This window comes from Niastella sp. sgz303648 (assembly GCF_059587045.1).
This window is the reverse complement of the sequence record NZ_JCAPSW010000003.1, coordinates 725,799-751,266: the sequence shown is the minus strand read 5'-3', so window position 1 is coordinate 751,266 and position 25,468 is coordinate 725,799. Positions and strand designations below refer to the sequence as shown.

25 protein-coding genes are annotated in these 25,468 nt (G+C 42.3%); 12 read left to right on the top strand and 13 right to left on the bottom strand.

The window, feature by feature from the left end:
• Positions 1–91: 91 nt before the first annotated feature.
• The 9 genes from uppS to gldC form a co-directional block, all read right to left on the bottom strand.
• A complete protein-coding gene (gene uppS / locus AC59IL_RS12085) occupies positions 92–853 on the bottom strand; it encodes an undecaprenyl pyrophosphate synthase (protein ID WP_496552383.1) in 762 nt (253 codons plus the stop codon).
• Between the two features lie 213 nt (positions 854–1,066).
• The gene (gene porG, locus AC59IL_RS12080) at positions 1,067–1,924 is read right to left on the bottom strand and encodes a type IX secretion system protein PorG (protein ID WP_496552382.1); all 858 of its coding nucleotides are present in this window, start codon (positions 1,922–1,924) and stop codon (positions 1,067–1,069) included.
• A gap of 58 nt (positions 1,925–1,982) precedes the next feature.
• Positions 1,983–2,864 (bottom strand): NAD kinase, encoded by an 882-nt coding sequence (locus AC59IL_RS12075; RefSeq protein WP_496552381.1) that lies wholly within the window; start codon positions 2,862–2,864, stop codon positions 1,983–1,985.
• A gap of 36 nt (positions 2,865–2,900) precedes the next feature.
• Positions 2,901–4,259 carry a POTRA domain-containing protein gene (locus AC59IL_RS12070; RefSeq protein ID WP_496552380.1) on the bottom strand — a complete coding sequence of 453 codons (1,359 nt, stop codon included), beginning with the start codon at positions 4,257–4,259 and terminating at the stop codon, positions 2,901–2,903.
• A gap of 144 nt (positions 4,260–4,403) precedes the next feature.
• Positions 4,404–5,063, bottom strand: a complete 660-nt coding sequence (locus AC59IL_RS12065) for a CBS domain-containing protein (protein ID WP_496552379.1) — start codon at positions 5,061–5,063, stop codon at positions 4,404–4,406.
• 163 nt (positions 5,064–5,226) lie between these two features.
• On the bottom strand, positions 5,227–6,006 hold the full coding sequence (locus AC59IL_RS12060) for an alpha/beta fold hydrolase (protein WP_496552378.1): 780 nt from the start codon (positions 6,004–6,006) through the stop codon (positions 5,227–5,229).
• A gap of 164 nt (positions 6,007–6,170) precedes the next feature.
• Positions 6,171–6,710 carry a CvpA family protein gene (locus tag AC59IL_RS12055; protein WP_496552377.1) on the bottom strand — a complete coding sequence of 180 codons (540 nt, stop codon included), beginning with the start codon at positions 6,708–6,710 and terminating at the stop codon, positions 6,171–6,173.
• A gap of 151 nt (positions 6,711–6,861) precedes the next feature.
• Entirely contained in the window at positions 6,862–7,314 is a 453-nt protein-coding gene (locus AC59IL_RS12050) for a GatB/YqeY domain-containing protein (RefSeq protein WP_496552376.1), read from the bottom strand.
• A gap of 17 nt (positions 7,315–7,331) precedes the next feature.
• A complete protein-coding gene (gene gldC / locus AC59IL_RS12045) occupies positions 7,332–7,679 on the bottom strand; it encodes a gliding motility protein GldC (protein ID WP_496552375.1) in 348 nt (115 codons plus the stop codon).
• Between the two features lie 193 nt (positions 7,680–7,872).
• Between gldC and AC59IL_RS12040 the strand changes: the two genes are divergently transcribed.
• The 8 genes from AC59IL_RS12040 (at position 7,873) to AC59IL_RS12005 (ending at position 15,864) form a co-directional block, all read left to right on the top strand.
• Positions 7,873–8,598, top strand: a complete 726-nt coding sequence (locus tag AC59IL_RS12040; RefSeq protein ID WP_496552374.1) for a DUF4290 domain-containing protein — start codon at positions 7,873–7,875, stop codon at positions 8,596–8,598.
• 185 nt (positions 8,599–8,783) lie between these two features.
• Positions 8,784–10,088: a UDP-N-acetylglucosamine 1-carboxyvinyltransferase gene (gene murA, locus AC59IL_RS12035; protein WP_496552373.1), complete on the top strand. Its 1,305-nt coding sequence runs from the start codon at positions 8,784–8,786 to the stop codon at positions 10,086–10,088.
• A 121-nt stretch (positions 10,089–10,209) separates the two neighbouring features.
• Positions 10,210–10,788: a guanylate kinase gene (gmk, locus tag AC59IL_RS12030; protein WP_496552372.1), complete on the top strand. Its 579-nt coding sequence runs from the start codon at positions 10,210–10,212 to the stop codon at positions 10,786–10,788.
• 279 nt (positions 10,789–11,067) lie between these two features.
• The gene (locus AC59IL_RS12025; RefSeq protein WP_496552371.1) at positions 11,068–12,351 is read left to right on the top strand and encodes a hemolysin family protein; all 1,284 of its coding nucleotides are present in this window, start codon (positions 11,068–11,070) and stop codon (positions 12,349–12,351) included.
• A gap of 212 nt (positions 12,352–12,563) precedes the next feature.
• Positions 12,564–13,421, top strand: a complete 858-nt coding sequence (gene tatC, locus AC59IL_RS12020; protein ID WP_496552370.1) for a twin-arginine translocase subunit TatC — start codon at positions 12,564–12,566, stop codon at positions 13,419–13,421.
• A 51-nt stretch (positions 13,422–13,472) separates the two neighbouring features.
• Positions 13,473–14,318, top strand: coding sequence for a twin-arginine translocase subunit TatC (gene tatC / locus AC59IL_RS12015; RefSeq protein WP_496552369.1), 846 nt, complete (start codon positions 13,473–13,475; stop codon positions 14,316–14,318).
• A 116-nt stretch (positions 14,319–14,434) separates the two neighbouring features.
• A complete protein-coding gene (gene rpiB, locus AC59IL_RS12010) occupies positions 14,435–14,890 on the top strand; it encodes a ribose 5-phosphate isomerase B (protein WP_496552368.1) in 456 nt (151 codons plus the stop codon).
• 497 nt (positions 14,891–15,387) lie between these two features.
• Positions 15,388–15,864, top strand: coding sequence for a hypothetical protein (locus tag AC59IL_RS12005; RefSeq protein ID WP_496552367.1), 477 nt, complete (start codon positions 15,388–15,390; stop codon positions 15,862–15,864).
• 539 nt (positions 15,865–16,403) lie between these two features.
• Here the strand turns inward: AC59IL_RS12005 and AC59IL_RS12000 are convergent.
• The 4 genes from AC59IL_RS12000 to AC59IL_RS11985 all read right to left on the bottom strand — a co-directional run bounded on the left by AC59IL_RS12000 (position 16,404) and on the right by AC59IL_RS11985 (position 21,060).
• Positions 16,404–18,515, bottom strand: a complete 2,112-nt coding sequence (locus AC59IL_RS12000; protein WP_496552366.1) for an LTA synthase family protein — start codon at positions 18,513–18,515, stop codon at positions 16,404–16,406.
• A gap of 220 nt (positions 18,516–18,735) precedes the next feature.
• Entirely contained in the window at positions 18,736–19,710 is a 975-nt protein-coding gene (locus AC59IL_RS11995; protein ID WP_496552365.1) for a deoxyhypusine synthase family protein, read from the bottom strand.
• A 342-nt stretch (positions 19,711–20,052) separates the two neighbouring features.
• Positions 20,053–20,499 (bottom strand): hypothetical protein, encoded by a 447-nt coding sequence (locus tag AC59IL_RS11990; RefSeq protein WP_496552364.1) that lies wholly within the window; start codon positions 20,497–20,499, stop codon positions 20,053–20,055.
• Positions 20,500–20,571: 72 nt separating this feature from the next.
• The gene (locus AC59IL_RS11985; protein ID WP_496552363.1) at positions 20,572–21,060 is read right to left on the bottom strand and encodes a hypothetical protein; all 489 of its coding nucleotides are present in this window, start codon (positions 21,058–21,060) and stop codon (positions 20,572–20,574) included.
• A gap of 425 nt (positions 21,061–21,485) precedes the next feature.
• Between AC59IL_RS11985 and AC59IL_RS11980 the strand changes: the two genes are divergently transcribed.
• The 4 genes from AC59IL_RS11980 to asnB all read left to right on the top strand — a co-directional run bounded on the left by AC59IL_RS11980 (position 21,486) and on the right by asnB (position 25,458).
• Positions 21,486–22,070: an acyl carrier protein phosphodiesterase gene (locus AC59IL_RS11980; protein ID WP_496552362.1), complete on the top strand. Its 585-nt coding sequence runs from the start codon at positions 21,486–21,488 to the stop codon at positions 22,068–22,070.
• Between the two features lie 207 nt (positions 22,071–22,277).
• Positions 22,278–22,847: a DUF2911 domain-containing protein gene (locus AC59IL_RS11975; protein WP_496552361.1), complete on the top strand. Its 570-nt coding sequence runs from the start codon at positions 22,278–22,280 to the stop codon at positions 22,845–22,847.
• A gap of 4 nt (positions 22,848–22,851) precedes the next feature.
• The gene (locus tag AC59IL_RS11970; protein ID WP_496552360.1) at positions 22,852–23,487 is read left to right on the top strand and encodes a DUF2911 domain-containing protein; all 636 of its coding nucleotides are present in this window, start codon (positions 22,852–22,854) and stop codon (positions 23,485–23,487) included.
• A gap of 117 nt (positions 23,488–23,604) precedes the next feature.
• Positions 23,605–25,458, top strand: coding sequence for an asparagine synthase (glutamine-hydrolyzing) (gene asnB, locus AC59IL_RS11965; protein ID WP_496552359.1), 1,854 nt, complete (start codon positions 23,605–23,607; stop codon positions 25,456–25,458).
• The last annotated feature ends 10 nt before the right edge of the window (positions 25,459–25,468 follow it).

Genomic DNA, 25,468 nt, shown 5'->3' with positions numbered 1-25,468 from the left:
GTGGAGCAAATTAAGGGGGATTTATTAAAAGGGTTTGTTAAAAAGAACAGTAATCGACGGAATCATTAAATATTCATGAACAATATGAGAATTATCCGTTTATATGTTCTTTTTCTATTTGTTCGCCGGTTTTGCCAAAACGTCTTTCACGTCGTTGAAAATCCAGGATGGCTTCATAAAGGTTTTCTTTTCTAAAGTCGGGCCAGCGAACATTGGTGAAATACAATTCTGCATACGCTAATTGATATAATAGGAAATTACTGATGCGGTATTCTCCGCTGGTACGAATCATCAACTCTGGATCGGGAAAATTACTGGTGGCCAGGTATTGCTGCAGGGTGTTTTGTGTTATGGCAGCGGGATCAATTTTACCGGCTTTTACGTCTTCGGCTATATGCTGCACAGCCTGTACCAGTTCCCAACGGCTGCTGTAGCTCAATGCCATCACAAGGTTCAAACCTGTATTGGTACTGGTAATCTGCAGCGATTCGTTCAATTCTTTCCGGGCGTATTCGGGCAACATTTTTACGTCGCCGATAACATGCAGCTTAATATTGTTCTTATTGAGGGTTTCTGTTTCCTTGCGAATGGTTTCAACCAGCAGTTCAATAAGGCCGGTTACTTCGTACTGGGGGCGGTCCCAGTTTTCGGTTGAAAATGCGTACAGGGTCAGGTATTCGATGCCCAGTTCGGCACAGCCTTCTACAATATTGCGCACGCTTTCAACGCCATGAAAATGGCCATAGAGGCGGTCCTGGCCTTTTTCTTTAGCCCACCGGCCATTCCCGTCCATAATAATTGCTATATGGCGAGGAAGTCGTTGAAGGTTAATTTGCTCCTTGAGGCTTTGCATACCCTTTTTTTGAAGGGCACAAAGGTACGATAAGTTTATGGTTTGTGGTTTGTAGTTTGTTGTTAAATTCCCTCATAGCAAACAGGTTAACCAATTGTCATTTAGCGGGTCTTTTAAGCTCACATAAATAATTGATTGCTAATCATAAAGAAACTTAACAGGTGCATGCAGCGTCGCACCTGAAACCACAAACCTCAAACTAAAAACCACAAACTAATAGGCTGTTGGACAGCGATATGAAGTAAGATTAAATGATAAAGTAAATTCGGCCAGTACGTAGGCATCTTTTTGTTTCGAATAACCGCGCTGGCGGCCTTCTATACCAATAACATCGCCGGTTTCGTACGAGCGGTCCTGCAGCAACTGGGCGGCAGAAGGCGATCCGTCGGGCAGATTCGGGAATTTGTCGGCGCCCACATAGGTTTTACTAACGTCGTCGAGGTAATCGGTAGTGGTATAGCGGTAAACTACTTCAAAACCGAGGTTTATGCGATCGTTCAGGGCATATTTAACACCTACGCCTATAGGAAAGCAAACAGCCATAGTGTTATAGGGTTTGCGATCGGGGTAGGCAGCTGTGCCCTGTCCTTCGGTACCGAGGGGACGAAGGAAGTATTTTTGTCCGTTCAGATAGGCATACGGATCATAGCTGAAAACACCTGCTCCGATGGTTATATAAGGGGTAAAAGCATAAGCCGGATCGGCCGGAACGAATTTAAAAAAGTTAAAATCGCCCTGAAGGGTAAGCTCAAACACATTTGAGTTGAAGCTGAGGTTACGCCTTTTCTGGTATTCGTTTTGGGTATTATATACATCCGAATAGCCTAAGCGGGCATAATGGGCAGCTACCCGTAAGGCGGTATAATTGCCAAACTGTTTGCGGAAAAACAGGCCAAAAGCTGGTTTGGGCCTGTTTAATTTAGCCCTGGTGTTAAGGTCGCCAAAATAATGAGCACCACCCACCGATATTCCAAACTCACCCTGCTGTACAATACTTTGATATTGGGCAGTAACCTCTTGCGCACATATAACGGAAAAAAACAAAAGTGCTGTTACAACCAATTTCTTCATAATTCGCAATTTAATATTAAGAACCGGATTGCCGGGAATTTAATTTTTACCTGAACAGTTAATTTCTTGTGTCGAGTCCCCACGATAATTTGTTACGCAGGGTTTGTAAAAAATTATTTTCATTTAACCGTACAAGGCTTAGGGTAAAGGATTCTCGGCGAACTGCCAGTTGCACTTTTTTATCAACAAGCTCTTTACGCGAGTCGAGGGCGCAAATGAAATGATCGGTTCGGCCTTCAATTTCAAAGGATATTATATTATCATCAGGCACTACTATTGGCCTCACATTCAGATTATGCGGGGCTACGGGGGTAATTACAAAACTTGAAGATTCGGGAAAAACCACCGGGCCATTACAGCTAAGCGAATAGCCGGTTGAACCGGTAGGCGTTGCTACAATCACGCCATCAGCCCAGTATGTATTTAAAAATTCACCATTCAGGTACGTATGAATTTTTATCATGGGTGATGTGTCGGTTTTATGAATGGCAAATTCATTTAAACCGTATGGAACATCGCCAAATAATGGCTTACTCGCATCCAGGTGAATTAACGAACGCTTATCGATTAGTATTGTGCGTTTGACCAGCGATTGTACCGCAATGTGCAATTCTTTACTGCCAATGCTGGCCAAAAAACCCAGCCGGCCGAAGTTGATACCCAGAATTGGAATATTTTTATCGCGTACCAGAGTCACGGTGTCGAGTAAAGTACCATCGCCACCCAAACTGATTACAAAATCGATGGCTTCGGTTAAATCGCGGGAATCGGAAAAAACCGTTGTTTTTGCCGGTAAGCGTACCGACGCCTGAATCATTTCAAAAAAAGGCTGATAAATAACCGGCTGAATATTTTCTTTATCCAACTCGTTTAACAATTGCTGAACCTTGTCATACTGGTCGTAATCATCAATAACCCGGCTATAAATAGCTACCTTCATACAATGCGGTTGATAGAATTTTCCTGTCTTCGTCTGTTAAAAATCGCTCTTGATGTGTAAAAATAATCCCTTTTGACCTAATTGGTTAATGCTGTAGTCGATGCGCAAATTGAAATCATAGAAGGTAACGATGTCGAGGCCAACACCGTAGGTATATAACATAGTGTTGGTAAGCGAATTGGCGGTAAAAGTTTTATTGCAGGCATAGCCGGCGTCGCCAAATAAGTGGGCATATATGCGAAAAGGAATGCGGTCGTGTGATTGTGATTTTATATAGGTAGGAATGCTGAAACGGAACAATTCGCGGCGGTAAGTTTGCCGTGTTAAGAATCCGGTGCTTCCGTCAATTACATAATTTTCGAGCCCGCGCAGGTACATATCGCCATAGCCGAACATGCGTTGATTGATATATGGCTGGTCTAACGGATACCGCAATATCACGGCGGCCTGCGAGCTGAAGAAATTCTTTTTACTCAATTGCCAGCCCTTTGTTACCCTTCCGTTAAATTGCCACATGTTCATTTCTTTGTCGATGCCTCTTTTTAAAACACCTCCATCGGCCAGCCAGCCGGTTAACGGAAAGGGCTTATAATCGACGTTTACATAATTAATGGAGTATGCTAATTCGGGGTAACTGACCGCGTTGCGATACGACCCGTAATATTTGGGATTTATTTCGTTTATGCGGGGGTCAACTTCCTGGTGTGTATACGTTAACGATACGGCATGAACGGTACGTAACCCGGGCCGGTAAGTATAATCAATATGGCCCGACCATTGCCTGATGCCATCCTTTAAAGAATCAACAAACCGTTGCTGGTTGTCGATGGTGGCAAAGTTGATTTCGCGGTTATATGAATAGGAAAAACCAAGCCGGTAGCCATGTTTAAGCGATTTATCGGCATAGGGCTGGTCGTACTGAAATTGTATCTGCTGCGTATAGCCGGTGATCAGCCATATTTTTAGTTTATCGTTGCGCCCGGTAAAATTGTTATAGGTAAATTTAAAACCATAGTTTACCCGATCTACGCCGTATCCCTGTTTGGCCCATTCGTTCAGGTTGCGGTCAACCGGTTTCAGGTATGGGATGGGAAAAACATACCAGCGTTCTTTTACCTGTATAAGAATATCGACCTGGTAACCACGAAACGATTTTAAGGCTATTACCACATCAACGAATAAACTGGTATTAATAAGTTGCTGACGCGATATTTCGAAGGCTTTCACCAGTTCGGGTAAATAAATTGAGTCGCCGGTTTTAAAAGGGAGCTCGCGTTCGATGATGTAGGGCTTTGTTCTTTTATTTCCTTCAATTATTATATCGCCTACAACAAAAGGAGTGGAATAGTTGTTACTATTACCTGCAGCAGCATACAATGCCTGTGATGAATCCACGGGTGAGGGTTGTGCATGCACCAAAGCCACGCAACACAACAATTTTGCTATTATGCAATAAACTTTCTTTCCCATTCACATGCCCGGCAAGCAGTTGCTTATGTTTTTGGTTTTAAAAAAGCTGGCTCGATTCTTATGTTGGTGCTAAATATTCAGATAATTCATCAAATGATCATAATTGTTCCGCAGTTCATTTTCGTATAGTTCCTCGCCAAAATAATATTTCACATTATATTCATATCTCTGAAACGTAGCAACAATATCAGAAATCTCGAATTTATTGATTTTTATCGCTACAAAAAAAGAACTCGTGTTATTATCCCAATAACTGTTTAACTGCGTGATTTGGGCATCATTGGTTTCTACCAGTTTGCTGAGTTCGGAAAACGAAAAATTACGTTGTTCCATTTCAAGCACAATTAACCCGCCGGGTTCGCTGGCTCCGGTGGTTTTACCCAATTCTTTTAACAGGTCGATCGCAGCAATGGAACCTAAAAATTCACTTTCCTTGTCCACAACCGGTACGAGAGACAAATTATAATCATTCAAAATTTGTACCGCCTCAATGAAGTGCGTGTTGGCGTGTACAGCAACTTTCGAAAGGTGAGTATCTAAAGATTGGAGGGTGGCCCGTTCGTCGTTATTCATCAGGTCGTCTTCAAAAACAAGGCCCAGGTATTTATCACCGGCTACTACGGGTAGCTGCATTACATGAAACTCCGACATCAGGTCCAGCGCCTGAATCACCGAGTCACTCAAATTGAGTGTGGGAATAGTGGCTGATATGAGATCTTTGTTTAGCACTGATCAGAGTTTTGTTCTGCTTATATATATAGTGTATGTACGTATAAAACTTGTAACAGGTTTGCGGCAAAACCGAAACCGTAAAAATTTAACCGATAGGTAGTAACCTTGATTAGCAATAGGTGTTACCCTTAACCAAATATAATCATTTAGACGATAGCAGTCAGGCTACCGCTGCAGGCTCATTTAATTTTGTCAAAAATTTATGGAGAATACGGTTGAATTCCTCGGGCACTTCCATCATTGGTGCATGGCCGCATTTGTCGATAAAATGCAGTTCGCTATTGGGAATCAATCGTTGAAATTCTCTGCCTACAAACGGTGGGGTAATGGCGTCATTATTTCCCCATATTAATAACGTGGGTTGTTTGATTTGATTGAGTTCTTCGCCCAGATTATTTCTGATGGCACTCTTTGCCAGCGCAATTATTTTTATGGCTTTTAAACGGTTATTAACTGTTTCGTACACTTCATCTACCAACTCTTTGTCGGCAATTTTTGGGTCGTAAAAGGTTAATTCCGTTTTCTTTTTAATATAATCATAATCGCCCCGCTTGGGATAGGTGTCGCCCATGCCATTTTCGAATAAACCCGAACTGCCGGTTAAAATAAGCGATTTTATGCGCTCGGGATTTTTCAAAACATGTAAAATGGCTACGTGGCCGCCTAAAGAATTTCCCAGCAGGTGTACATTTTGCAAATCGAAAAATTCAATAAACTTATGCACAAACTTCTGTAACCCCCCTACTGATGTGTGTAACAAATCCATTTCAAGCAAAGGAAGCATGGGCACCACTACTTTATTATGGTGCCGGAAATAGTCAATCAAACTATCAAAGTTGCTCAACGTGCCGAATAGCCCATGCAATAATATGAGCGGCTCGCCTTCGCCTTCTTCAATAAACTTGAATTTATCCACCTGTTTGATCGTGTAATTCATCATCAGCTATGTCTGTTCAAGTCAGTCAATTAATCGCTAAAATAAACGTTTTACTGCAAATAGCACAAGCCTTGCAGTTTTCAACATACAATTTTAATGTAAGCTACTGATTTTTGTACATTTTTTATTTGCCGGTTATTACAGGTAACTATATATTATGCATAGTTTCAGGTAGTTGCAGGTGTGACCAACCCGGCGAAAAAGTTACTCAGTTCAGAAAACATGTTCTTAAACACGGGTATCAGCTTCCCCAAACCGTCAATTACCCAGGGTCCCAGTGGCTGAATCCATTTCCAGGTAACCGACCGGGCAAGGGTTTCATCGCTGATGAGCTTTACCTGTTGTACGAAAAATAACAGTACGCTCAGTGTAAACATATACAAAATAATGTATAGCACCACCCCTGCTATTTTGTTTGCCCAGCCCAGCATGGCCGCTTCAACGGTTTGTTCCAGTAAAGCGGCTGCCCATCGTACCAGCAACACCACTCCAATAAAAACAAGCGCAAATGAAATAAACGGCAGCCATTTCGCAGATACATTAACGGAATCTTTCAAATATCCTGCTACTACTACCGATAACTTCATAGCCGCTGCAATACCTGCAATAAACGCAAAAATCGAAAATATTGCAACAATAAGTCCACGCCGCAATCCTTTGATAACGGCCATAACCAGAAATAGTATAACTAATATATCTATGAACATCTTATGAATCGAAGTCTGAGGTCCGAAGTCAGAAACAGACCGCGGATCTATTATTCCCTGTCTTATTTTCTACCCGTGATTTCCAACTTCTGACTCCCGACATCCAACTTCTGACTTCCGATTTCTGACATCTGACTTCCGAATATCGGGCTTATTTCGCCAGCAACTCCTTCACCACCGCACTAATAGCCTTACCATCGGCCTGGCCGGCCAGTTGTTTGGAAGCCACCCCCATCACTTTTCCCATATCGGCCGGCGATGAGGCACCGGTTTGGGTAATAATGGCTGCTATAATACCTTTCAGCTCTTCGGCACTTAATTGTTTAGGCAAAAACTTTTCAATCACCTCAATTTCTTCCTGTTCTTTCCCTGCCAGATCGGCCCGGTTCTGCTGCTGGTAAATTTCCAGCGAATCTTTGCGCTGCTTAACCAGTTTTTGCAACAGCTTTATTTCATCTTCCTCCTTAATCTCGCCACCGGCGCCCTCTGATGTTTTAGCCAGAATTATAGCTGCTTTAATGGCACGCAAACTACGCACCGTTTTTTCATCTTTGGCCAGCATTGCTGTTTTCAGCTCGGCCATGATCTTTTGTTCTAAACTCATACAGAGGCTATTTGGAATTATAATTTATTGTCTTTCAACTGTGTATCACGAAAACGGGCATAAAAATCCTTCGCAAACTCTTTCATCATATTTACCAGTTCCGGCTGATGGGTGGCCCGGTCAAAACTATCGGCCATGGTCATTATGGTTTGATAATAAAAATCAGCCATTTCATCCACCATCATTTCTTTGGTCCAAAGGTCCATGCGCAGGGCCGATTTATCGGCGCCATCCCAAAACGACAGCATCATGGCCTTTGCCTTCTGGGCTGCGTCGGCGGTACTGTCGGTGGCTTTCCATAATATTTGATCAGGAATATTTTTTTCATCAAGCGCTACCTCAATAGTTATAGTAGATTGCCTCATTGTCTTTGATTATCAGTTTTTTGCATTTTGCACCGCAAAAGTACACCGAATTTTTTGATTGCTGATTTTGCGATTTTGTGATTTAGGAATTTCTTCTTCTTTCAACAGACTATGCTTTTTGCAAATCTAAAAATCCCAAAATCCCTTATTCTCAAAATATCGCCTTATTTTTGTTTACCTTACATTTATAAGAATGAGTATACAAGACATGGAATACAATACCACCAGAAATCATCTGGTGATGCGTGAGTACGGCCGGCATATTCAAAAAATGATTGAATACCTGCTGACCCTCGAGGATGAGGAAATTCGCCAGCGTAATGCCTATGCGGTGATTGAATTAATGGGTTTTTTGAACCCCCACTTAAAAAATGTTGAAGACTTTCGTCATAAATTATGGGATCACCTGTTCCTGATCTCCGATTTTAAACTCGCTGTGGAATCGCCTTACCCCATTCCTACACGCGAAACGTTAAAATCAAAACCACAACCGCTTCCCTATCCCAAGCGGTATCCCAAATTTTCGCATCTGGGTAAAAACCTTGAGCTGGTGATTAATAAAGCGTTGAAAGAAGATGGTCCCGAAAAACGCCAAGGCTTTGCCAATGCAATTGCCTACTACATGAAACTGGCTTATAACAACTGGCATAAAGAAACCGTGCACGACGATGCCATTCAGGGCGAGTTGACCAATATTACCGATGGCCAGTTAACATTTACCAATACGCCTTATGTGCGCCAGCATCGCCCCAGCGACAACCGCGACCGCGATCGTGATCGTGGCGGCTACGGCGATTACCGCAACAAACGTGGCGGCGGCGGCAAATTCCAGTCGCGCGGCCGCGATAACCGCGATGGCGGCGGTGGCCGTGATAACCGTAACGACCGGGGCGGCAAGTTTAAGAAGAGATATAAATAAAAGGTCCAAGGCACAAGATCCAGGGCACAAGGCACCTGGAGAAATCTTACGAATTAAGCCTTTTGGCTAAAGAATAATTAATAAATAAAAAACCCCGACAGTAATTACTATTGTCGGGGTTTTATATTTGCACCTTTATAATTCCATAAGTCAAATAACCGGCACAAAACCAGCGAAAAGAAACTATGAATTCATTTGAAGTCATTGGCGGTAAAAAATTAAGCGGCGAAATCATTCCGCAGGGCGCAAAAAACGAAGCCCTGCAAATTATCAGCGCCGTGCTGTTAACACCCGAAAAAATTACCATCAGCAATATTCCCGATATACTTGATGTAAATCTGTTGATCGAACTGCTGGCCGAAATGAATGTGAAGGTCGATCGCCCGCAACGCGATACCTGCATTTTTCAGGCCGATGACGTAAATATCGATTACCTGCGCAGCGACGACTATAAACAAAAAAGTGGTCGTTTACGCGGTTCTGTTATGCTGGCAGGCCCCATGCTGGCGCGTTTCAAAAAAGCATTTATTCCAAAGCCCGGTGGCGATAAAATCGGCCGCCGCAGGCTCGATACGCATATTATTGGTTTTGAAAAACTCGGCGCTTCGTTTCATTATCTGCCCGAGGATGGATTTTTTCAATTGCAGGCGCCCAACCTGAAAGGCACGTACATGATGCTCGATGAACCTTCGGTAACCGGTACCGCCAATATTATTATGGCTGCCGTTATGGCCAAAGGCATTACTACCATTTACAATGCAGCCTGCGAACCTTATATACAACAGTTGTGCAAAATGCTCAATCGCATGGGCGCCAAAATAAGCGGCATCGGAAGCAACCTGTTAACCATTGAAGGAGTAAATTATCTGGGCGGCACCGAACACCGTATGTTGCCCGATATGATCGAGATCGGTTCGTTTATTGGCCTGGCGGCTATGACCCAAAGCGATATCACCATCAAAAATGCAGGTATTGAACATTTGGGCATCATTCCCGATAAATTCAGGCAACTGGGCATTCAGCTAAATTTTAAAGGCGACGATATTCATGTGCCGGCCCAGGACGTATACGAAATACAAACCTTTCTCGACGGATCAGTGCTTACCATTTACGATCATCCATGGCCGGGATTTACGCCCGATCTGCTGAGCATTGTGCTGGTAGTGGCCACACAGGCGCGCGGCAGTGTGCTGATACATCAAAAAATGTTCGAAAGCCGTTTGTTCTTTGTAGATAAACTGCTCGACATGGGCGCCCAGATCATTTTATGCGATCCTCATCGTGCCGCGGTTATAGGCCTGGCCCGCGAGCAAAAGCTGCGCGGCATTCAAATGACCAGCCCTGATATACGCGCCGGGGTATCGTTATTAATTGCGGCCCTTAGTGCCGAAGGGAAAAGTGTTATTCAGAATATCGAGCAAATCGATCGCGGCTATCAGTATATCGATAAACGATTGCAGCAGCTCGGAGCCGACATCAAACGGGTGTAATGAAATTGTTACCGGGTACCGGATACTGGTTACCAGTTACCGGATACCGGTAACCGGTAACAGGTAACTGGTAACATGAAACCTGTAACCTGTAACTTTTAAACAAACCACAAACCAATAAATGGCTTTTCAACCCAACAACAAAATCATTATCATAACAGCTCCTTCAGGGGCCGGAAAAACCTCTATTACCCATTTTTTATTAAAAGAATTTCCGCAGCTGGCCTTTTCAGTTTCTGCGGCCACCCGCAACTGTAGGTCAACCGAAAAAAATGGGGTAGATTATTATTTCATGACCGTCGACGACTTCAACAGAAAAATACAGCATAATGAGTTTGTTGAATGGGAAATGGTATATAAAGGCAACTATTACGGCACTTTAAAATCTGAACTCGATCGAATCTGGAACAACCACCAGGTACCGGTATTAGATATTGATGTAAAAGGCGCCATCCATGTGCAGCAACAGTTACCTGATACTACCCTGTCGATCTTTATTGAACCACCTTCGATTGAAGAATTAAAAAACCGCCTTAGCTCCCGTGGTACCGAAACAGAAGAAACGCTGCAGGCACGGGTAAACAAGGCTTCATACGAAATTTCTTTAAAACATCATTTTCATAAGATCATCCTGAACGACGACCTCAAACACGCCTGTGAAATCGCCAAAGAGGTGGTTCAGCAGTTTCTCGAAAGCTGAAGTCGGAAATCTGATGTCTGATGTCAGAAATAGCGCAGGGTGAGTCTCTCTTTCGGGATAGGCTCACCCTGTGCTATTTTCGGAATCAGGGAGGCGAGCAGCAAGTAAGAAATAGAAAGTATAAATTAAGGGGAACAAAGAGTAACGAATACACAGGTTCTTCTGACTTCCGACTTCTTACTTCACACTTCGTTTCACCCGGGAGCAGGGCCTTCCTGCATGCAATTACCACCCGGGAGCTTGATTCTACTGCTTTTTTTATAATTTCGTTGCCGAACTATGAGTTTTATAACTATTATAGGCATTGCTATAGGCGTGGCATTTGTGCTGATTGCCTATTTTGCAGGGATTGAGGTGGCTTTCACTTCGGCCAACCGGCTGAATATTGAATTAAAAAAGAAACAGGGCGCCACCAGCGGCATTTTACTATCTAACCTGTTCGATAACCCCTCGCGTTTTATAGGCACCAATGTAGTAGGCTTCAGCTTTTTTCTGGTAGTGGTGGTATTGCTGGGGTCGGTATTCTGGAACGAAGTTTTCAACTGGGATAAGCTCGATATATCGGCCAAATCATTTATCACCCCCATGCGGTTGTTATTTGAAATACTGGTATCGTGGCTGGTGATTATTTTATTCGCAGAATGCATTCCCAAAGCCATATTTAAAGCAAAAAGCGATTCACTGCTCTCCTTTTCGGCCCGGGTAGGGCTGCTGGGTTTATTCGACCAGTTATTTTACTGGATAGCCGCCGCATTTGTAAAGCTGTCGATCTTTATTCTGAATGTAATTTTCGACATGCGCATCGATAAAAGAAAAGAGCCTTTTTCGCGCAGCGACCTCGATCATTTTTTTCAGCAAACCAACGAATATAACAGCGACAGCACCGATATGAACACCGAGCTGTTCGAAAATGCACTGTCGTTACCCAAAATAAAAGTGCGCGAATGCCTGGTTCCCCGTAAAGAAATTGAAGCCATTGAGCTGAACACTTCAGTAGAAGAAGCCCGCAAAAAATTTATTTCAACCCGGTTAAGCAAGCTGATCGTTTATGTAGGCAATATCGATCATATTATAGGATACATTCACCAGCTCGACCTGTTCAAACAACCCGATTTGATTAAGGAAATTTTACTGCCTATTCCCGCCATACCCGAAAGTATGAGCGCCACCGACCTCATCAATAAATTAACCAAAGACCGCAAAAGCATTGCCTGGGTAGTTGATGAATTTGGTGGCACTGCCGGTGTTGTTACCATGGAAGACCTGCTCGAAGAGATCTTTGGTGAAATAAAAGACGAGTATGATATTGAGGAGTTTGAAGAAAAAATGATTTCAGAAGATGAATACATTTTATCGGGCCGGCTCGAACTTGATTACCTTATTGAAAAATACAAACTCGAATTTCCCGAAAACGACTCCGAAACACTGTCGGGATTTATCATACACCAGCACGAAACCATTCCCCGTTTAAAAGAACGCATTATTATCGGGAATTATGAATTTGAGGTGCTGAACGTAAGCGACACCCGCATTGAAATGGTGAGGCTGAAGATTCTCAAATAGTTACAGGTTACAAGTTTCAGATTTCAGGGACTTCAGTTATTGCCAGCTCTCTTTTGATTTAGCCACCTGAACCTTGCAACTTGTAACCTGAAACCGGGAACAGGCCAATTGCCACCTGTTTTCCTACGCTTAACAAGCTTTATGTTCATACCAGCCCGAATAGCCTTAAATTTGCCCCGCTTTATTCATTATTCAGATTTTTTGGCGATCCTATGGCGTTAACCTTTTTTGAAAGAAGGAGCAATGACAGCGAGATGACCTTTGTAGATCATCTCGAGGAGTTACGGTGGCACATTGTGCGTTCGGTGCTGGCCATTTTAATAGCTGCCATTGTTATTTTTATAAATATCGACTGGGTATACGATACCATCATTATGGGGCCCGTACGTAACGATTTTGTTTCGTACAGGGGATTGTGCGGCCTGAGCAACATGCTGCATTTAGGCAACTCGTTGTGCATGCCGCCCATACCAGCCAATTATAAATTACTGGGTAATACAGTGAGCGGGCCGTTTATGTCGGCCATTCAAATTGGCCTTATTGGCGGTTTCATTGCAGCTTTCCCTTTCATATTCTGGGAATTCTGGAAGTTTATAAAACCCGCCTTATCGCCCAAAGAATTAAAATACTCCCAGGGCGCTATTTTTTGGGTGTCGATTTTCTTTTTTATAGGCGCCGCCTTCGGCTATTTTGTGCTGGGGCCTTTTACCTTTAATTTTCTGGCCAATTTTACATTGGGAAAAGCGGGTTATTATGAATACAAACCGGCACTGAGCGATTATATCGATAACCTCGTTGATATAGTGATCGGCTGCGGCATTGCATTTGAACTGCCTATTTTATCGTATGTATTAACAAAAATAGGGTTGATAACCCCACGTTTTTTATCTACCTATCGTAAATATGCCTATGTTGTTATATTGGTAGTGGCGGCTATTATTACACCTTCGCCCGACTGGACAAGTCAGATGATCGTGTTTTTGCCGTTGTGCTTTTTGTACGAACTGAGTGTTATCGTTTCAAAAAGGGTATTCAAAAAAGATCAGGAAGCAAGTGATAACTGGCGATAAAAACAATAAGAAAGAACAAAACCCTTTTTAATTAATACCGGAACCTGTTGAATGGCGATTCCTTTTTTTAATAAAAGAAACAATGATTCGGAAGAGATGACCTTTATTGATCATCTCGAAGCATTGCGTGGACATATTATCCGTTCGATTTTAGCTATTTTGATAATGGCCATTGCCATATTCATTAATATCGATTGGGTATACGATGCCATCATCATGGGCCCCATCAGGAACGACTTTATTTCGTACAGGGCGCTTTGCAACTTCAGTCATTATTTGCATATAGGCGATGCCCTTTGCCTGCCACCCATCCCTCCGGGTTATAAGTTACTGGGAATGACGGTTAGCGGGCCTTTTATGGCAGCCATACAAATTGGTATCACGGGCGGATTTATTGCCGCCTTTCCCTATATTTTCTGGGAGTTCTGGAAGTTTGTTAAACCGGCGCTGTCGCCCAAAGAATTGAAATATTCGAGCAATGCCATCTTCTGGGTTTCATTCCTGTTCTTTCTCGGCGCTGCCTTCGGATATTTTATTTTAAGTCCGTTTACTTTTAATTTTCTCGCCAATTTTACACTGGGCAAAAGGGGTTATTATGAATACAAGCCCGCTCTCGACGATTATATCGATAACCTCGTAAACATTATCCTCGGTTGCGGTATTGCTTTTGAAATGCCCGCACTATCGTTCGTACTAACCAAAATAGGTTTAATTACACCGCAGTTTCTGAGAACCTATCGCAAATATGCCTACGTAGTGATTCTTGTTATTGCTGCTGTTATTACGCCTTCGCAAGACTGGACCAGCCAGATGATCGTGTTTTTACCACTGGCATTTTTATATGAATTAAGTATCAATGTGTCGAAAAGGGTATTTAAGAGAGATCAGGTTGATTAGTTGATTAGTTGATAAGTTGACAAGTTTACAGGTTTACGAGTTAACACGTGAATGATTGAAATACGGGTTGCCATTCACCATTGACCATTCACCATTCACGACAAAAAAACAACAATATGTCTACGATATTCGATACTTCAAAACCAATAGCCATTGGCAGCGACCATGCCGGTTTTGAATACAAAGCAGCTATTGTACAATGGTTAACCGAAAAAGGATTTACACTCAACGATAAAGGTGTTGATCAAAACAAATCGGTCGACTACCCCGATTATGCCCACCCCGTAGCCAGCTCGGTCGAAGATGGCATTGCTTCTTTTGGTATATTGTTATGCGGCAGCGCCAATGGCGTTTGCATCACGGCCAATAAACACCAGGGCATACGCGCCGGCCTGGCATTTGAACTGGAAGTGGCCCGGTTGATTCGTTTGCATAACGATGCCAACATCATTTGCATACCCGCCCGTTTTGTTTCGCTGGATTACGCCAAACAAATGATCGAAATTTTTATGAGCACCGCTTTTGAAGGTGGCCGCCACCAGCTGCGGGTTAATAAGATTGCCTGCATGTAGGAAAGCCGAGTCGGAGGTCGGAAGTCAGAAGTCGGAATCTGATAGTTTGTGTTTATACAGAAGTCAGAAACCTGGAATTATCGGCACCTCTCCCCGATACTGATCGTTATTACACAAAAGCGGGTTTTCGATTGTTGCCGGGTGTTACTGACAGGTACCCGCATACGGAAGTTTTAACCAGAAATTATCGTCACGGTCAACAATCTGAAGCTAAAAAATTCGGAATTTCCGGTATGTTTCATGGCGAAAAGCCCAAGGGTTGCACTTCATTCTATCGATTTTGATGGCAGACTTAACGATTTGTGTATTCGTTTCGGCGATTATAGGTCGTGGTGATGCATTATAGCCACTCATTTTAGTGATATTGCCGCCCGTTTTATTGCAACCTGTTCGGTGTTTTAAAATATATTTTTATAAATAATTTGTTATTAATTAAGTGATTATACAAGAAATTGGAATCACAAACCGTTTATAAACTTCTAAAAAAATCCTTTTTTATGAGAAATGACCGTTTACTGAAAACGACCCTTTTCGGCGCTATTTTTACCCTGGCAATTGCTTTTTCTCAGAATGCCACCGCGCAGGATGCGAACGCCAACAACAATGCCACTGAGAAAAAAGAAAACAAGTTCGACAAGAAAGAAAACCGCCACGACAAAAAGGACGGAAAATTTGAGCACAAGGAAAATCTGAAAGACAAAAAGGACGACAAGAAAGATGACAAATTAGAAAAGAAGGAAGATCTGAAAGACAAAAAAGATGGCAAATTCGAGCACAAGGAAAAGAAGGAAGGCAAAAAGGATGAAAAATTTGATCATAAGGAAAACATGAAAGACAAGCCCGAAGATCACAAAGACAAGAAAGAAGACCACAAAGATGGCAAAGACCACAAGGAAAAACTTGAAGATCACCCCAACAAAAAAGGTGATATGAAAGACCACCACCACAAGATGGACACTACCAAAAAAGCGTAAGCGATTTAATAAAACAAATTAATAAAACGGCCCTGCATGTATGCGGGGCCGTTTTATTAATAGACAAATCAGTCAGCGGGTTAACCAGGCCCTGAAAACGTTCAAAAACCCGGCTTAGAGAAATTTCATTATCGTATCGAAGAATTAAGCGATGGCTCTGAGGAATTAAATGAGGGCAAAATTCTTTAAATCGACGATTTTGATCCTTGAAATGGGTCTTTTGAAGAATTGAATCATCGTTTGAAGGATTAAATCAGCCAATTGAAGAATTAAATCACTGAATTAAGTTTTAAATCGGTGATTTAATGATTTAAATCGCCAGATTGAAGATTTAAAACATCGTTTAAAGATTTAAATCGGCCAATTAAGATTTAAAATTGCTGAATTGAAGGTTTAAATGGCTTTATTGAAGATTTAAATCAACGATTTGATCCTCGAAATCGCTCATTTGAAGAATTAAGCCATCGTTTAAAGATTTAAACCGGCGATTTAAGATTTAAAATGACTGAATTAATACTTTAAATCGCCTTCTTCTAACGCTAATCCATTTGATACTTGTTATTCCGCAGCAGCCAGCTGGCGCTTTGATAGTAGGCAATGGCCTGCTTAACGAGGCTGTCGGTCAGTGGTTGTTTTTGGGCTTTGCCGGTTAAAAAATCGGGCTTAAACTGTTCAACCTGCTGTATGGGCGATTGAATCACCAGCTCACCATTGCGCAGGTACCCCAGCCCCTGATAAGTGCTGATAAAGGCCCTTTCCTGACCGGTCGGCAATGAAAACATATCCTGCCCGAAAAACTTCGACCGGTAATTGAATTTTAAAATGCCTAAAATGGTGGGAGCTATATCGATCTGAGCCGTAAGGCGATCGAATTTTTGTGGTGGCAGGTTAGCCGGGCTGTATATGAGCATGGGAATATGGTAACCGGTAACCGGCAATTCAACGCTACCGGCGCTGCCGGCGCAATGATCGGCCACTATTACAAACACGGTATTATTGAACCACGGCTTTTTCGAAGCTTCGTTAATGAATTTTCCAATGGCATAATCGGTATACTTTACGGCGCCTTCCCGGGCCTGCCTCGATGGTGGAATATCAATCCGGCCTTCGGGATAGGTAAACGGGCGGTGGTTCGATACCGTCATAACCTGCGCAAAAAATGGTTTCTGCGCTTTATAATTTTCATCGAGCTTTTGCAGTGTTAACGTAAAAAGATCTTCGTCGGCCACGCCCCATATATTGGCATAATGAATCTGGTCGGGACGCAACGCATTGCGGTCGATTACCTCGTAATGGTTACCCGAAAAAAAGGTATTCATGTTATCGAAATAACCATAACCGCCATACAGGTATTGCGAAATATAGCCTTTCGATTTAAATACGCTGCCCAAAGAGAACATATTTTCGTTGCGCGGTCTTTTTACAACACTTTGCCCCGGTGTAGGCGGTATCGATAACGACAGGGCTTCTAACCCGCGCACGGTTCTGGTTCCGCTGGCATACAGGTTGGTGAACAAAATGCTTTTTTCGGCTAAGCTATCCAGAAATGGCGTTATGTTTTTATCGCTTCCGAATGCTTTCATAAAATCAGCGCTGAAACTTTCAACACTTATCAGCACCACATTCATTTTGTGCTCAGGCTGATTGTAATTAATGTCACGTTCAATTGAGTACGGATCGTTGCTAACAAAATGCGTATTCGGTTGCGCCAGTTCTTTTCGCATAATGCTAAAGGCTTCCTGGTCGGGCAATGTTTTATAAAACTTATAAAAGTCGAGTTCGTTATTGTTAAAGGCAGTGCCAAATTCAAACAGTCCGTTTGCCGCCAGCTCATTGGCGTAGGCATTGGTGCTAAACTTTTTCCATTTATTGGTTACAAACAAAAAGGTAATAACGGGGAAAATCAATAGTACCAGGGCTGTAACCGTACGGTGGGCAAAGCTCATTTTATATTGCATCGACCGGTTGATGCTTTTTCTGATAAGCCATACAACAGCCAAAGAAGCTATCAATACGCCCGCAACGATCCATCCAACAGGATACGACTCCTGAATATTTCCCAATACTTCGGTTGTATAAATCAGGTAATCAACCGCAATAAAATTATAGCGGGTCGAAAATTCGTTCCAGAAAAAATATTCGCTGATGGCATTAAACAACAGTAAAAAAGTAATCAGAAAAAAATCGGCATACAGCACGTATTTTCTCCATTTTTCCCTGAATGCCGGTCCTTTTTTAGCGAGCAAAATATAAATCAGCAACCGCAGACCAAACAAGGCTACTACACCCCAATGTAAAAGGGCATTATATTCCGAAGGAACAATTTGTGAAAAGGCGAAGAACAGCATCAGGCCTGCATACAATGCAATCACCCATTTTCGCTGTTTGGGTAAGTAGCTTTTTTCGTTTTGAAGCCAAAGATGCAGCACAAAAGGAGTTACTATATATGAAGTAACGGCCAGATCATATATCAAACCTATACCAAAAACCCCCAGCAGGTTGAGCACCGAATAGTCAAAACCTTTACCCGTATACAACAACAAACCCAGCCTTGTAACGAACGATATTCCAACATTGATGAATACCAGTAAAAGAATTATTCCAAAACGATGATTCAACCCTTTTAGAATAAAGGATCGTAATCGTTGCATTTTTCTTAATGTAGTTCCAAAATAATGAATTAATTATAATACCTCAGGTAACAATCATCACATAGCCGGTATAAACTGTCAATAAAACGGCTCAATCTAAATCCCCTACGGCAGCGCAAATTAATGAATACGCTGTAATTGCGCCTAAAGCGGGCGAAATTACAATGAAAAAGCCCCGCCGATTCAGCGTGGGGCTTCGTTAACAAGCGATTAAGAGTTTTTACCAACCTAATATCCAGGCAAATATGAGCGGTGCTACAATAGTAGCATCACTTTCAACAATATATTTGGGCGTATTGATATCTAATTTGCCCCAGGTAATTTTTTCGTTGGGAACAGCTCCCGAATAGGAGCCGTAAGAGGTTGTAGAATCCGAGATCTGGCAGAAATAGCTCCAGAAAGGCACATCATGCCATTCAAGATCCTGGTACATCATGGGCACCACGCAAATAGGAAAATCACCGGCAATGCCACCACCTATCTGAAAAAATCCTACTCCTTTTCCTTCGCTGTTTTTACGATACCAGTCGGCCAGCCAAACCATATACTCAATACCACTTTTCATGGTAGTTGCCTTCATTTCGTTTTTGATAACATACGAAGCGAAAATATTACCCATGGTGCTGTCTTCCCAGCCGCCAACAATGATGGGTATATTTTTTTCGGCGGCTGCGATCATCCAGCTATCTTTTGTATTGATCTGGTAATCTTTTTCCATTACCTTACTAAGCAGCAGCTTATACATGAATTCGTGCGGAAAATAACGCTCGCCGTTTGCATCGGCATCTTTCCACAGTTTTACAATATTGTGCTGAATACGGCGAAACGCTTCTTCTTCGGGTATGCAGGTATCGGTTACACGGTTCAGGCCCTGCTCAAGCAACTCCCACTCCTGCTGCGGGGTAAGATCGCGGTAATTAGGAATTCTTTTATAGTGATCATGAGCCACCAGGTTCATAATATCTTCTTCGAGGTTGGCGCCTGTGCAGCTGATAATTTGTACTTTATCCTGGCGAATCATTTCGGCCAGCGAAACACCCAGTTCGGCGGTACTCATGGCGCCGGCCAGTGTAACCATCATTTTTCCACCTTCGAGTAAATGGGTTTCGTACCCTTTGGCGGCATCAACCAGTGCAGCGGCATTAAAGTGCCGGTAATGATGTTGTATAAATTGTGAAACAGGACCTTTGCTCATGATCAGTTTTTTTTGTGGCGGCAAAGGTAGGGAAACAGCAGGCAATTGGCAATGGGCAATTGAGCAGTTGACAAAAGCACAACTTTAGGGGGAAACGAAGTCGGAAGTCAGAGATCAGAAGTCAGAAAAACCCTATAGTTCATCACCCCCTGCTTCACTCGTACTTCATACTTCTTAACCCTGGCCTCATACCTCAGATTTCTCAAATCCGATTTCAGATTTCCGACTTCTGACCTCCGACTTCTGACTTCTGACTTCAGACTTCAGACTTCAAAAAAAAGACCCCCGAAAAATCAGGGGCCTTTACTTTCCAACTAAAACCAACTATAAGAAAAACCGTAGTTATACTTTTTGTTTCTTTTCTTTTTTGAATACTTCCCAGCCATTGGTTCCAATTGATTTTAGTACGAGTTTGTAATCGGCGTTCTCGAGCGTTATGTAGTATACATTCTCGTTATTGGCTGCCATTTCAAACAAGTCGGCAATCCAGTATTGATTGTAATTTTTCTTTACTTCTGTAAGCAGATTAATAGGTAACTGGGCCGATACAATGTTACGCGTTACCGCTGCCAGCGAACCATCCTGCGTGTAATACGCATATACAACCTGTTCGTTCAGGGTAAATGTTACTTTTGCATATTCTTTTCCTACAGACCATTGCACGTTTTGTGCGCCGGCAAATTCTTTGTTGAATGAATTGATGATATGATCATTCACTTCTCCGATTCCATTGGCAAAGGCGCTGCCGGTGATCAATAAAAAGATGCCAATGATGATTTTGTTTTTCATGATGCTATATTTATACTGTTTTAAGTGGCTTTGATATATAAGTAACAGTTTGATTAAAAATGTTACAGACAATTACTGAATTCTTTTTTCTTTTTTAAATACTTCCGTATTGCCGCTGCTATAAGCCAGCACTTCTAATTTAAATTGTTCGTTTTCAAATGTGATTAAATAACTTGTTTCGCTATTACGTGTAAGTTCAATAGCCTGCACAAAACTATACGATGCATATTTACGGGCTATATTGGTTTGCACCATTAAAGGCAACGATTGCTCGCTGATAAATCTGCCGGTGGCCACCAGTTGTGCATTCTCGTCGTAAAAGGCATTCATCCTTTCATTATTATACATAAAATGCACCTGATAAATGTTTTCAGGGAACCGTTCCCATTTTAGGGCTACAGCGCCGGCAAATTCTTTTTTAAATGCATATTGAATGCGGGAGCTTACTTTTTCGCTGCCTTTTGCGGGCATTGTGGGATCGATATTATTAACAGGTGCGGCATTAACAACTGTGCTGATTACACTAATAAATAATGTAAGAGAAATAAAAAACTTTTTCATGGCTTTACTTTTAAATGATTACTAATCGGGTGATTTTAATGATTAGTCGACACGAAAGTAAAAGAGGTTACACCCTTTTCCCGAAAATTTTGATTAAAGGGGCGCAATGTTAACCCAGGTTAAACAAGTTGCTGTCCCGCCGTGTTTTTGATAACGTGAAATGCAGTGTGGTAAAGGGTTGCAGTCAAAGACTTAAATATTTCCTAAAACAGGCTTAAGTGACTGTTAAAATAGAGCACCGGAAAAGAGGAGGCTGCCCCGCAACGTTTTACACCTGACATACTGTCAAAACATTATAATATACCGGCATACAGTTTGACCTTATTTTACTGGTTTGGCAGCATTTCTGTTTTCAAACTTTTTTATCAGTTTTTACTACCTGAAATCATTGTAAAATATTATATTGATAATTACAACAAGTATTAGTGAATTATCTGGCGCACGCATATTTATCTTTTAATCAGCCGGCCGTACTGGCTGGTAACCTCATCAGCGATTTCGTTAAGGGTAAGCAGCAATTGCTTTATCCTGAAGAAGTTCGCAAAGGTATTATGCTGCATCGGGCTATTGATTCATTTACCGATGAGCATGCCGCTAACCGCGAAGCCAAAAATATTTTCAAACCCTATTACCGGTTATACAGCGCTGCATTTATTGATGTGAGTTATGATCATTTTCTGGCCAACGACTGGCAACAATTTACCGATGACTCATTATCGCAATTTTCGCAGCAGGTATATAACTCCCTCGAAGATTACCGCGAAGTTTTTCCTGAGCCATTCCGGCTTATGTACCCTTATATGAAACAACAAAACTGGCTGTACAATTACCGTAACCGGTTGGGTATAGAACGCAGTTTTGCCGGAGTGGTGCGCCGGTCGGCTTATTTAACCGACAGCGATACAGCCTTTAAATTATTTGAAGATAATTACCACCGCCTTCAGCAATATTATACCGATTTCTTTCCCGCCCTGCAGCGGTACGCCTACAGTACATTACAAAAATTGTAAACAACGCACATTAGTTTACATGTGCCACCACGTTGCTGCAAACATTCCGGCCGGCGAATTGTTTGGTCAAAAACACCGTTCGTATTGAAATAAGTTTTAGTATGGAATGTATCTAACTTTTATTTTTGCCGTTTAGAATAATAAAGCAACAACATACAACGCGTTACATCATTACTATCGTCTTAAAAAAAATCAAAAAATACTCAGATGAAGCAACTGGCGATTTCATTTTTTGCCCTAACGATATTTATTGCAACAGCCAATGCCCAGTTTAAAGTACCGGCGCTCGATAAATCGCCGATGGATATGAGCTATTTCCCGAACAACTTTCCCATATTAAAAATTCAGAATAAAGCTACCGAACCGCTGGTTGCACGGGTATTGTATAGCCGGCCCCAAAAAAATGGACGTACTATTTTTGGCGAACTGATCGAATATGGCAAAGTTTGGCGCCTCGGGGCCAATGAAGCCACTGAAATTGAGTTGTATAAAGATGTAAAAATTGATAATTCAATCCTCAAAAAAGGCCGCTACACCATGTATGCCATTCCTTATCAGGATAAATGGACAGTTATCTTTAATAAAGAAACCGATATTTGGGGCGCTTTTCAATATGATGATAAAAAAGATGTATTGCGTACCGATGTTAAAGTTGAAAAACAACAGGACCCCATTGAGGTTTTTACACTGGTATTCGACAAAACCGATTCCGGCGCTAATATAATCATGGCCTGGGACGATGTAAAAACCACCTTGCCCATCACTATTATAAAGTAAACACATGCACCAAACCAGGCATTTTAAAAAATATTGCAGCATTTTATGGGTATTGTGGATATTGGCCGGTTGCGATCAAAAATCGCCATCGGGCAGCAACACAGTAACTATTACCCCTTCTCAGCCTGTTCAGGCCGAAAAAGCCGCTCAGCTGGGATTCGATAAATCGCCCATGGACATGAGCTATTATCCGGTTGATTATCCCAAATTAAAAATGTCGGGCAATGTATCGCAACCGTTAATTGCACGGGTTATTTACAGCCGGCCACAAAAAGATAACCGGATTATTTTTGGCGATCTTATCAAGTATGGTTCCATCTGGCGACTGGGTGCCAATGAGGCCACAGAAATTGAATTTTTTAAAGACGTAAATATCAATAATCAGAAAGTGCTTAAGGGTCGCTATGTTTTGTACTGTATACCTTACGAAACAAAATGGACCCTTGTTTTAAATAACGATTTGTTTACCTGGGGACTTAAAATCGATTCTACCAAAGACGCCTACAAGTTTACCGTGCCTGTGGCCAAAACCCGTTTCCCTTACGAAGTTTTTACCATGGAATTTGAAAAGGCCGATAAAGGCGCAAAGCTGATTATGGAATGGGATAGCGCCAAAGCTGCATTGCCAATTACGTGGTAAGTATTAAGTAATAAGCAGGCTTTTGATACGCCATCAGGGTCCTGCTCGCCCTTTTCCACTGCCTTTAACTATTACCTACTTATTACTTGATACTTAATTTTGCTATCTTGTCGGGGTATGTGCGGCATAGCGGGAATCATAACAAATAAGGCAGACTTACTATCGGTTCATCGTTTACAAAAAATGACTGATGCCCTGGCTCACCGGGGCCCCGATGGGGAAGGACAATGGCTGAATGAAAACGGAACTACCGGTTTTGGTCATCGGCGCTTATCAATCATCGACCTCAGCGAGGCAGCCTCGCAACCCATGCACTACGGGAGTCGCTACACGATCGTTCACAACGGAGAAATTTACAACTATATCGAACTGAGGGAAATGCTGCAGCAAAAGGGCTATCATTTTGCCAGCCAGTCCGATACCGAAGTAATACTGGCAGCCTATGATTGCTTTAAATCGAATTGCCTGCAGTATTTCGATGGCATGTTTGCCTTTGCCATCTGGGACGAAGAGGAACAATTGCTTTTTGCCGCCCGCGACCGATTTGGCGAAAAACCTTTTTTTTATTACCTCGATGATAAGCAATTTGTATTTGCCAGTGAAATGAAAGCCCTGTGGGCGGCAGGTATCGACAGGCAGATCAATGAAAAAATGTTCTTCAATTATTTAACGCTCGGCTATACTCAAAACCCTGCCAATCCTGAAGAAACTTTTTATGCTTCTATACAAAAACTGCCCGCCCGTTCTTTTATAACCTATCATTTTAAAGAACATTACATAAACCATTCGTTATACTGGAATATAGATGTTGATTTTGTTGATGAAAGCATTTCAGAAAAAAATGCTGTAGAGCAGTTCAATCAGCTATTTGGCCAATCGGTGCAAAGACGTTTACGAAGCGATGTTCCCATAGGCACTTCGTTAAGCGGCGGCCTTGATAGTTCGTCGGTATTGGCCGGCATATATGCTATAGCGCCTGCTGCAACACAGTATAAAACGTTTTCAGCAATATTTCCCGGCTTTAAGCGGGATGAATCATCCTATATACAACTGGCCTGCGATTACTTTGCTACGCAAAATTTCAAAGTACAGCCCACTGCCGACCGGCTGATCAGTGATTTTGAAAAAATATGCTATCACCAGGAAGAACCTTTTCAATCGGCCAGTGTAGCGGCGCAATATTATGTATATGAGCTGGCCCGCAGCCATGGGGTTACTGTATTACTCGATGGGCAGGGCGCCGACGAATTACTGGCCGGTTATCATAAATATTATCACTGGTACTGGCAGCAATTGTACAGGCAGGATAAAAAATTATTGCATGCTGAATTTGGCAACGCACGCAAGCTGGGCATTACAGAACCCTGGGGATTAAAAAATAAAATGGCTGCCGCTTTTCCAACCTGGGCAGGCTGGTATGTACGCCGCAGACGCGCCCGTCAGCAGTTGGGCTTGCACGATCTTACACAATCATTCATTGCTGCTTCGGGCGAATCGTACTACGACATTGCCCATTTTGATGAACTGAACAACATCCTTTACTATAACACATTTGTAAATGGTTTGGAAGAGCTGCTGCGTTATGCCGACCGAAACAGCATGGCGCACGGAACCGAAGTGCGGCTGCCTTTTTTAAGCCATCAGCTGGTAAAATTATTGTTTTCGATACCTGCCCGTTTTAAAATTCATAACGGTTATACGAAGTGGCTACTGCGTAAAAGCATGGAAGATAAGCTGCCCCGTAACATCGTATGGCGAACCGATAAAGTTGGTTTTGAACCGCCACAGCTGCAATGGATGAAAGACCGGCGATTGCTCGATTATGCGCACGAGTCGAAAAAAGAACTTGTAAAACGAGGCATATTAAAAGAACAGGTGCTGCATAAAAAAATTCAGCCGCAGGATGCACATGCAGCTGACAATTACGACTGGCGATATCTTGTTGCCGGACAATTATTAAAAACATCCTAAACGGTTTCGA

What these genes read in the sequence shown, in the direction of transcription:
- uppS (WP_496552383.1), bottom strand. Translation starts at nt 853, where the DNA reads ATGCAAAGCCTCAAGGAGCAAATTAACCTTCAACGACTTCCTCGCCAT.
- porG (WP_496552382.1), bottom strand. Translation starts at nt 1,924, where the DNA reads ATGAAGAAATTGGTTGTAACAGCACTTTTGTTTTTTTCCGTTATATGT.
- AC59IL_RS12075 (WP_496552381.1), bottom strand. Translation starts at nt 2,864, where the DNA reads ATGAAGGTAGCTATTTATAGCCGGGTTATTGATGATTACGACCAGTAT.
- AC59IL_RS12060 (WP_496552378.1), bottom strand. Translation starts at nt 6,006, where the DNA reads ATGATGAATTACACGATCAAACAGGTGGATAAATTCAAGTTTATTGAA.
- AC59IL_RS12055 (WP_496552377.1), bottom strand. Translation starts at nt 6,710, where the DNA reads ATGTTCATAGATATATTAGTTATACTATTTCTGGTTATGGCCGTTATC.
- AC59IL_RS12050 (WP_496552376.1), bottom strand. Translation starts at nt 7,314, where the DNA reads ATGAGTTTAGAACAAAAGATCATGGCCGAGCTGAAAACAGCAATGCTG.
- gldC (WP_496552375.1), bottom strand. Translation starts at nt 7,679, where the DNA reads ATGAGGCAATCTACTATAACTATTGAGGTAGCGCTTGATGAAAAAAAT.
- AC59IL_RS12040 (WP_496552374.1), top strand. Translation starts at nt 7,873, where the DNA reads ATGAGTATACAAGACATGGAATACAATACCACCAGAAATCATCTGGTG.
- murA (WP_496552373.1), top strand. Translation starts at nt 8,784, where the DNA reads ATGAATTCATTTGAAGTCATTGGCGGTAAAAAATTAAGCGGCGAAATC.
- gmk (WP_496552372.1), top strand. Translation starts at nt 10,210, where the DNA reads ATGGCTTTTCAACCCAACAACAAAATCATTATCATAACAGCTCCTTCA.
- AC59IL_RS12025 (WP_496552371.1), top strand. Translation starts at nt 11,068, where the DNA reads ATGAGTTTTATAACTATTATAGGCATTGCTATAGGCGTGGCATTTGTG.
- tatC (WP_496552370.1), top strand. Translation starts at nt 12,564, where the DNA reads ATGGCGTTAACCTTTTTTGAAAGAAGGAGCAATGACAGCGAGATGACC.
- tatC (WP_496552369.1), top strand. Translation starts at nt 13,473, where the DNA reads ATGGCGATTCCTTTTTTTAATAAAAGAAACAATGATTCGGAAGAGATG.
- rpiB (WP_496552368.1), top strand. Translation starts at nt 14,435, where the DNA reads ATGTCTACGATATTCGATACTTCAAAACCAATAGCCATTGGCAGCGAC.
- AC59IL_RS12005 (WP_496552367.1), top strand. Translation starts at nt 15,388, where the DNA reads ATGAGAAATGACCGTTTACTGAAAACGACCCTTTTCGGCGCTATTTTT.
- AC59IL_RS12000 (WP_496552366.1), bottom strand. Translation starts at nt 18,515, where the DNA reads ATGCAACGATTACGATCCTTTATTCTAAAAGGGTTGAATCATCGTTTT.
- AC59IL_RS11995 (WP_496552365.1), bottom strand. Translation starts at nt 19,710, where the DNA reads ATGAGCAAAGGTCCTGTTTCACAATTTATACAACATCATTACCGGCAC.
- AC59IL_RS11990 (WP_496552364.1), bottom strand. Translation starts at nt 20,499, where the DNA reads ATGAAAAACAAAATCATCATTGGCATCTTTTTATTGATCACCGGCAGC.
- AC59IL_RS11985 (WP_496552363.1), bottom strand. Translation starts at nt 21,060, where the DNA reads ATGAAAAAGTTTTTTATTTCTCTTACATTATTTATTAGTGTAATCAGC.
- AC59IL_RS11975 (WP_496552361.1), top strand. Translation starts at nt 22,278, where the DNA reads ATGAAGCAACTGGCGATTTCATTTTTTGCCCTAACGATATTTATTGCA.
- AC59IL_RS11970 (WP_496552360.1), top strand. Translation starts at nt 22,852, where the DNA reads ATGCACCAAACCAGGCATTTTAAAAAATATTGCAGCATTTTATGGGTA.
- asnB (WP_496552359.1), top strand. Translation starts at nt 23,605, where the DNA reads ATGTGCGGCATAGCGGGAATCATAACAAATAAGGCAGACTTACTATCG.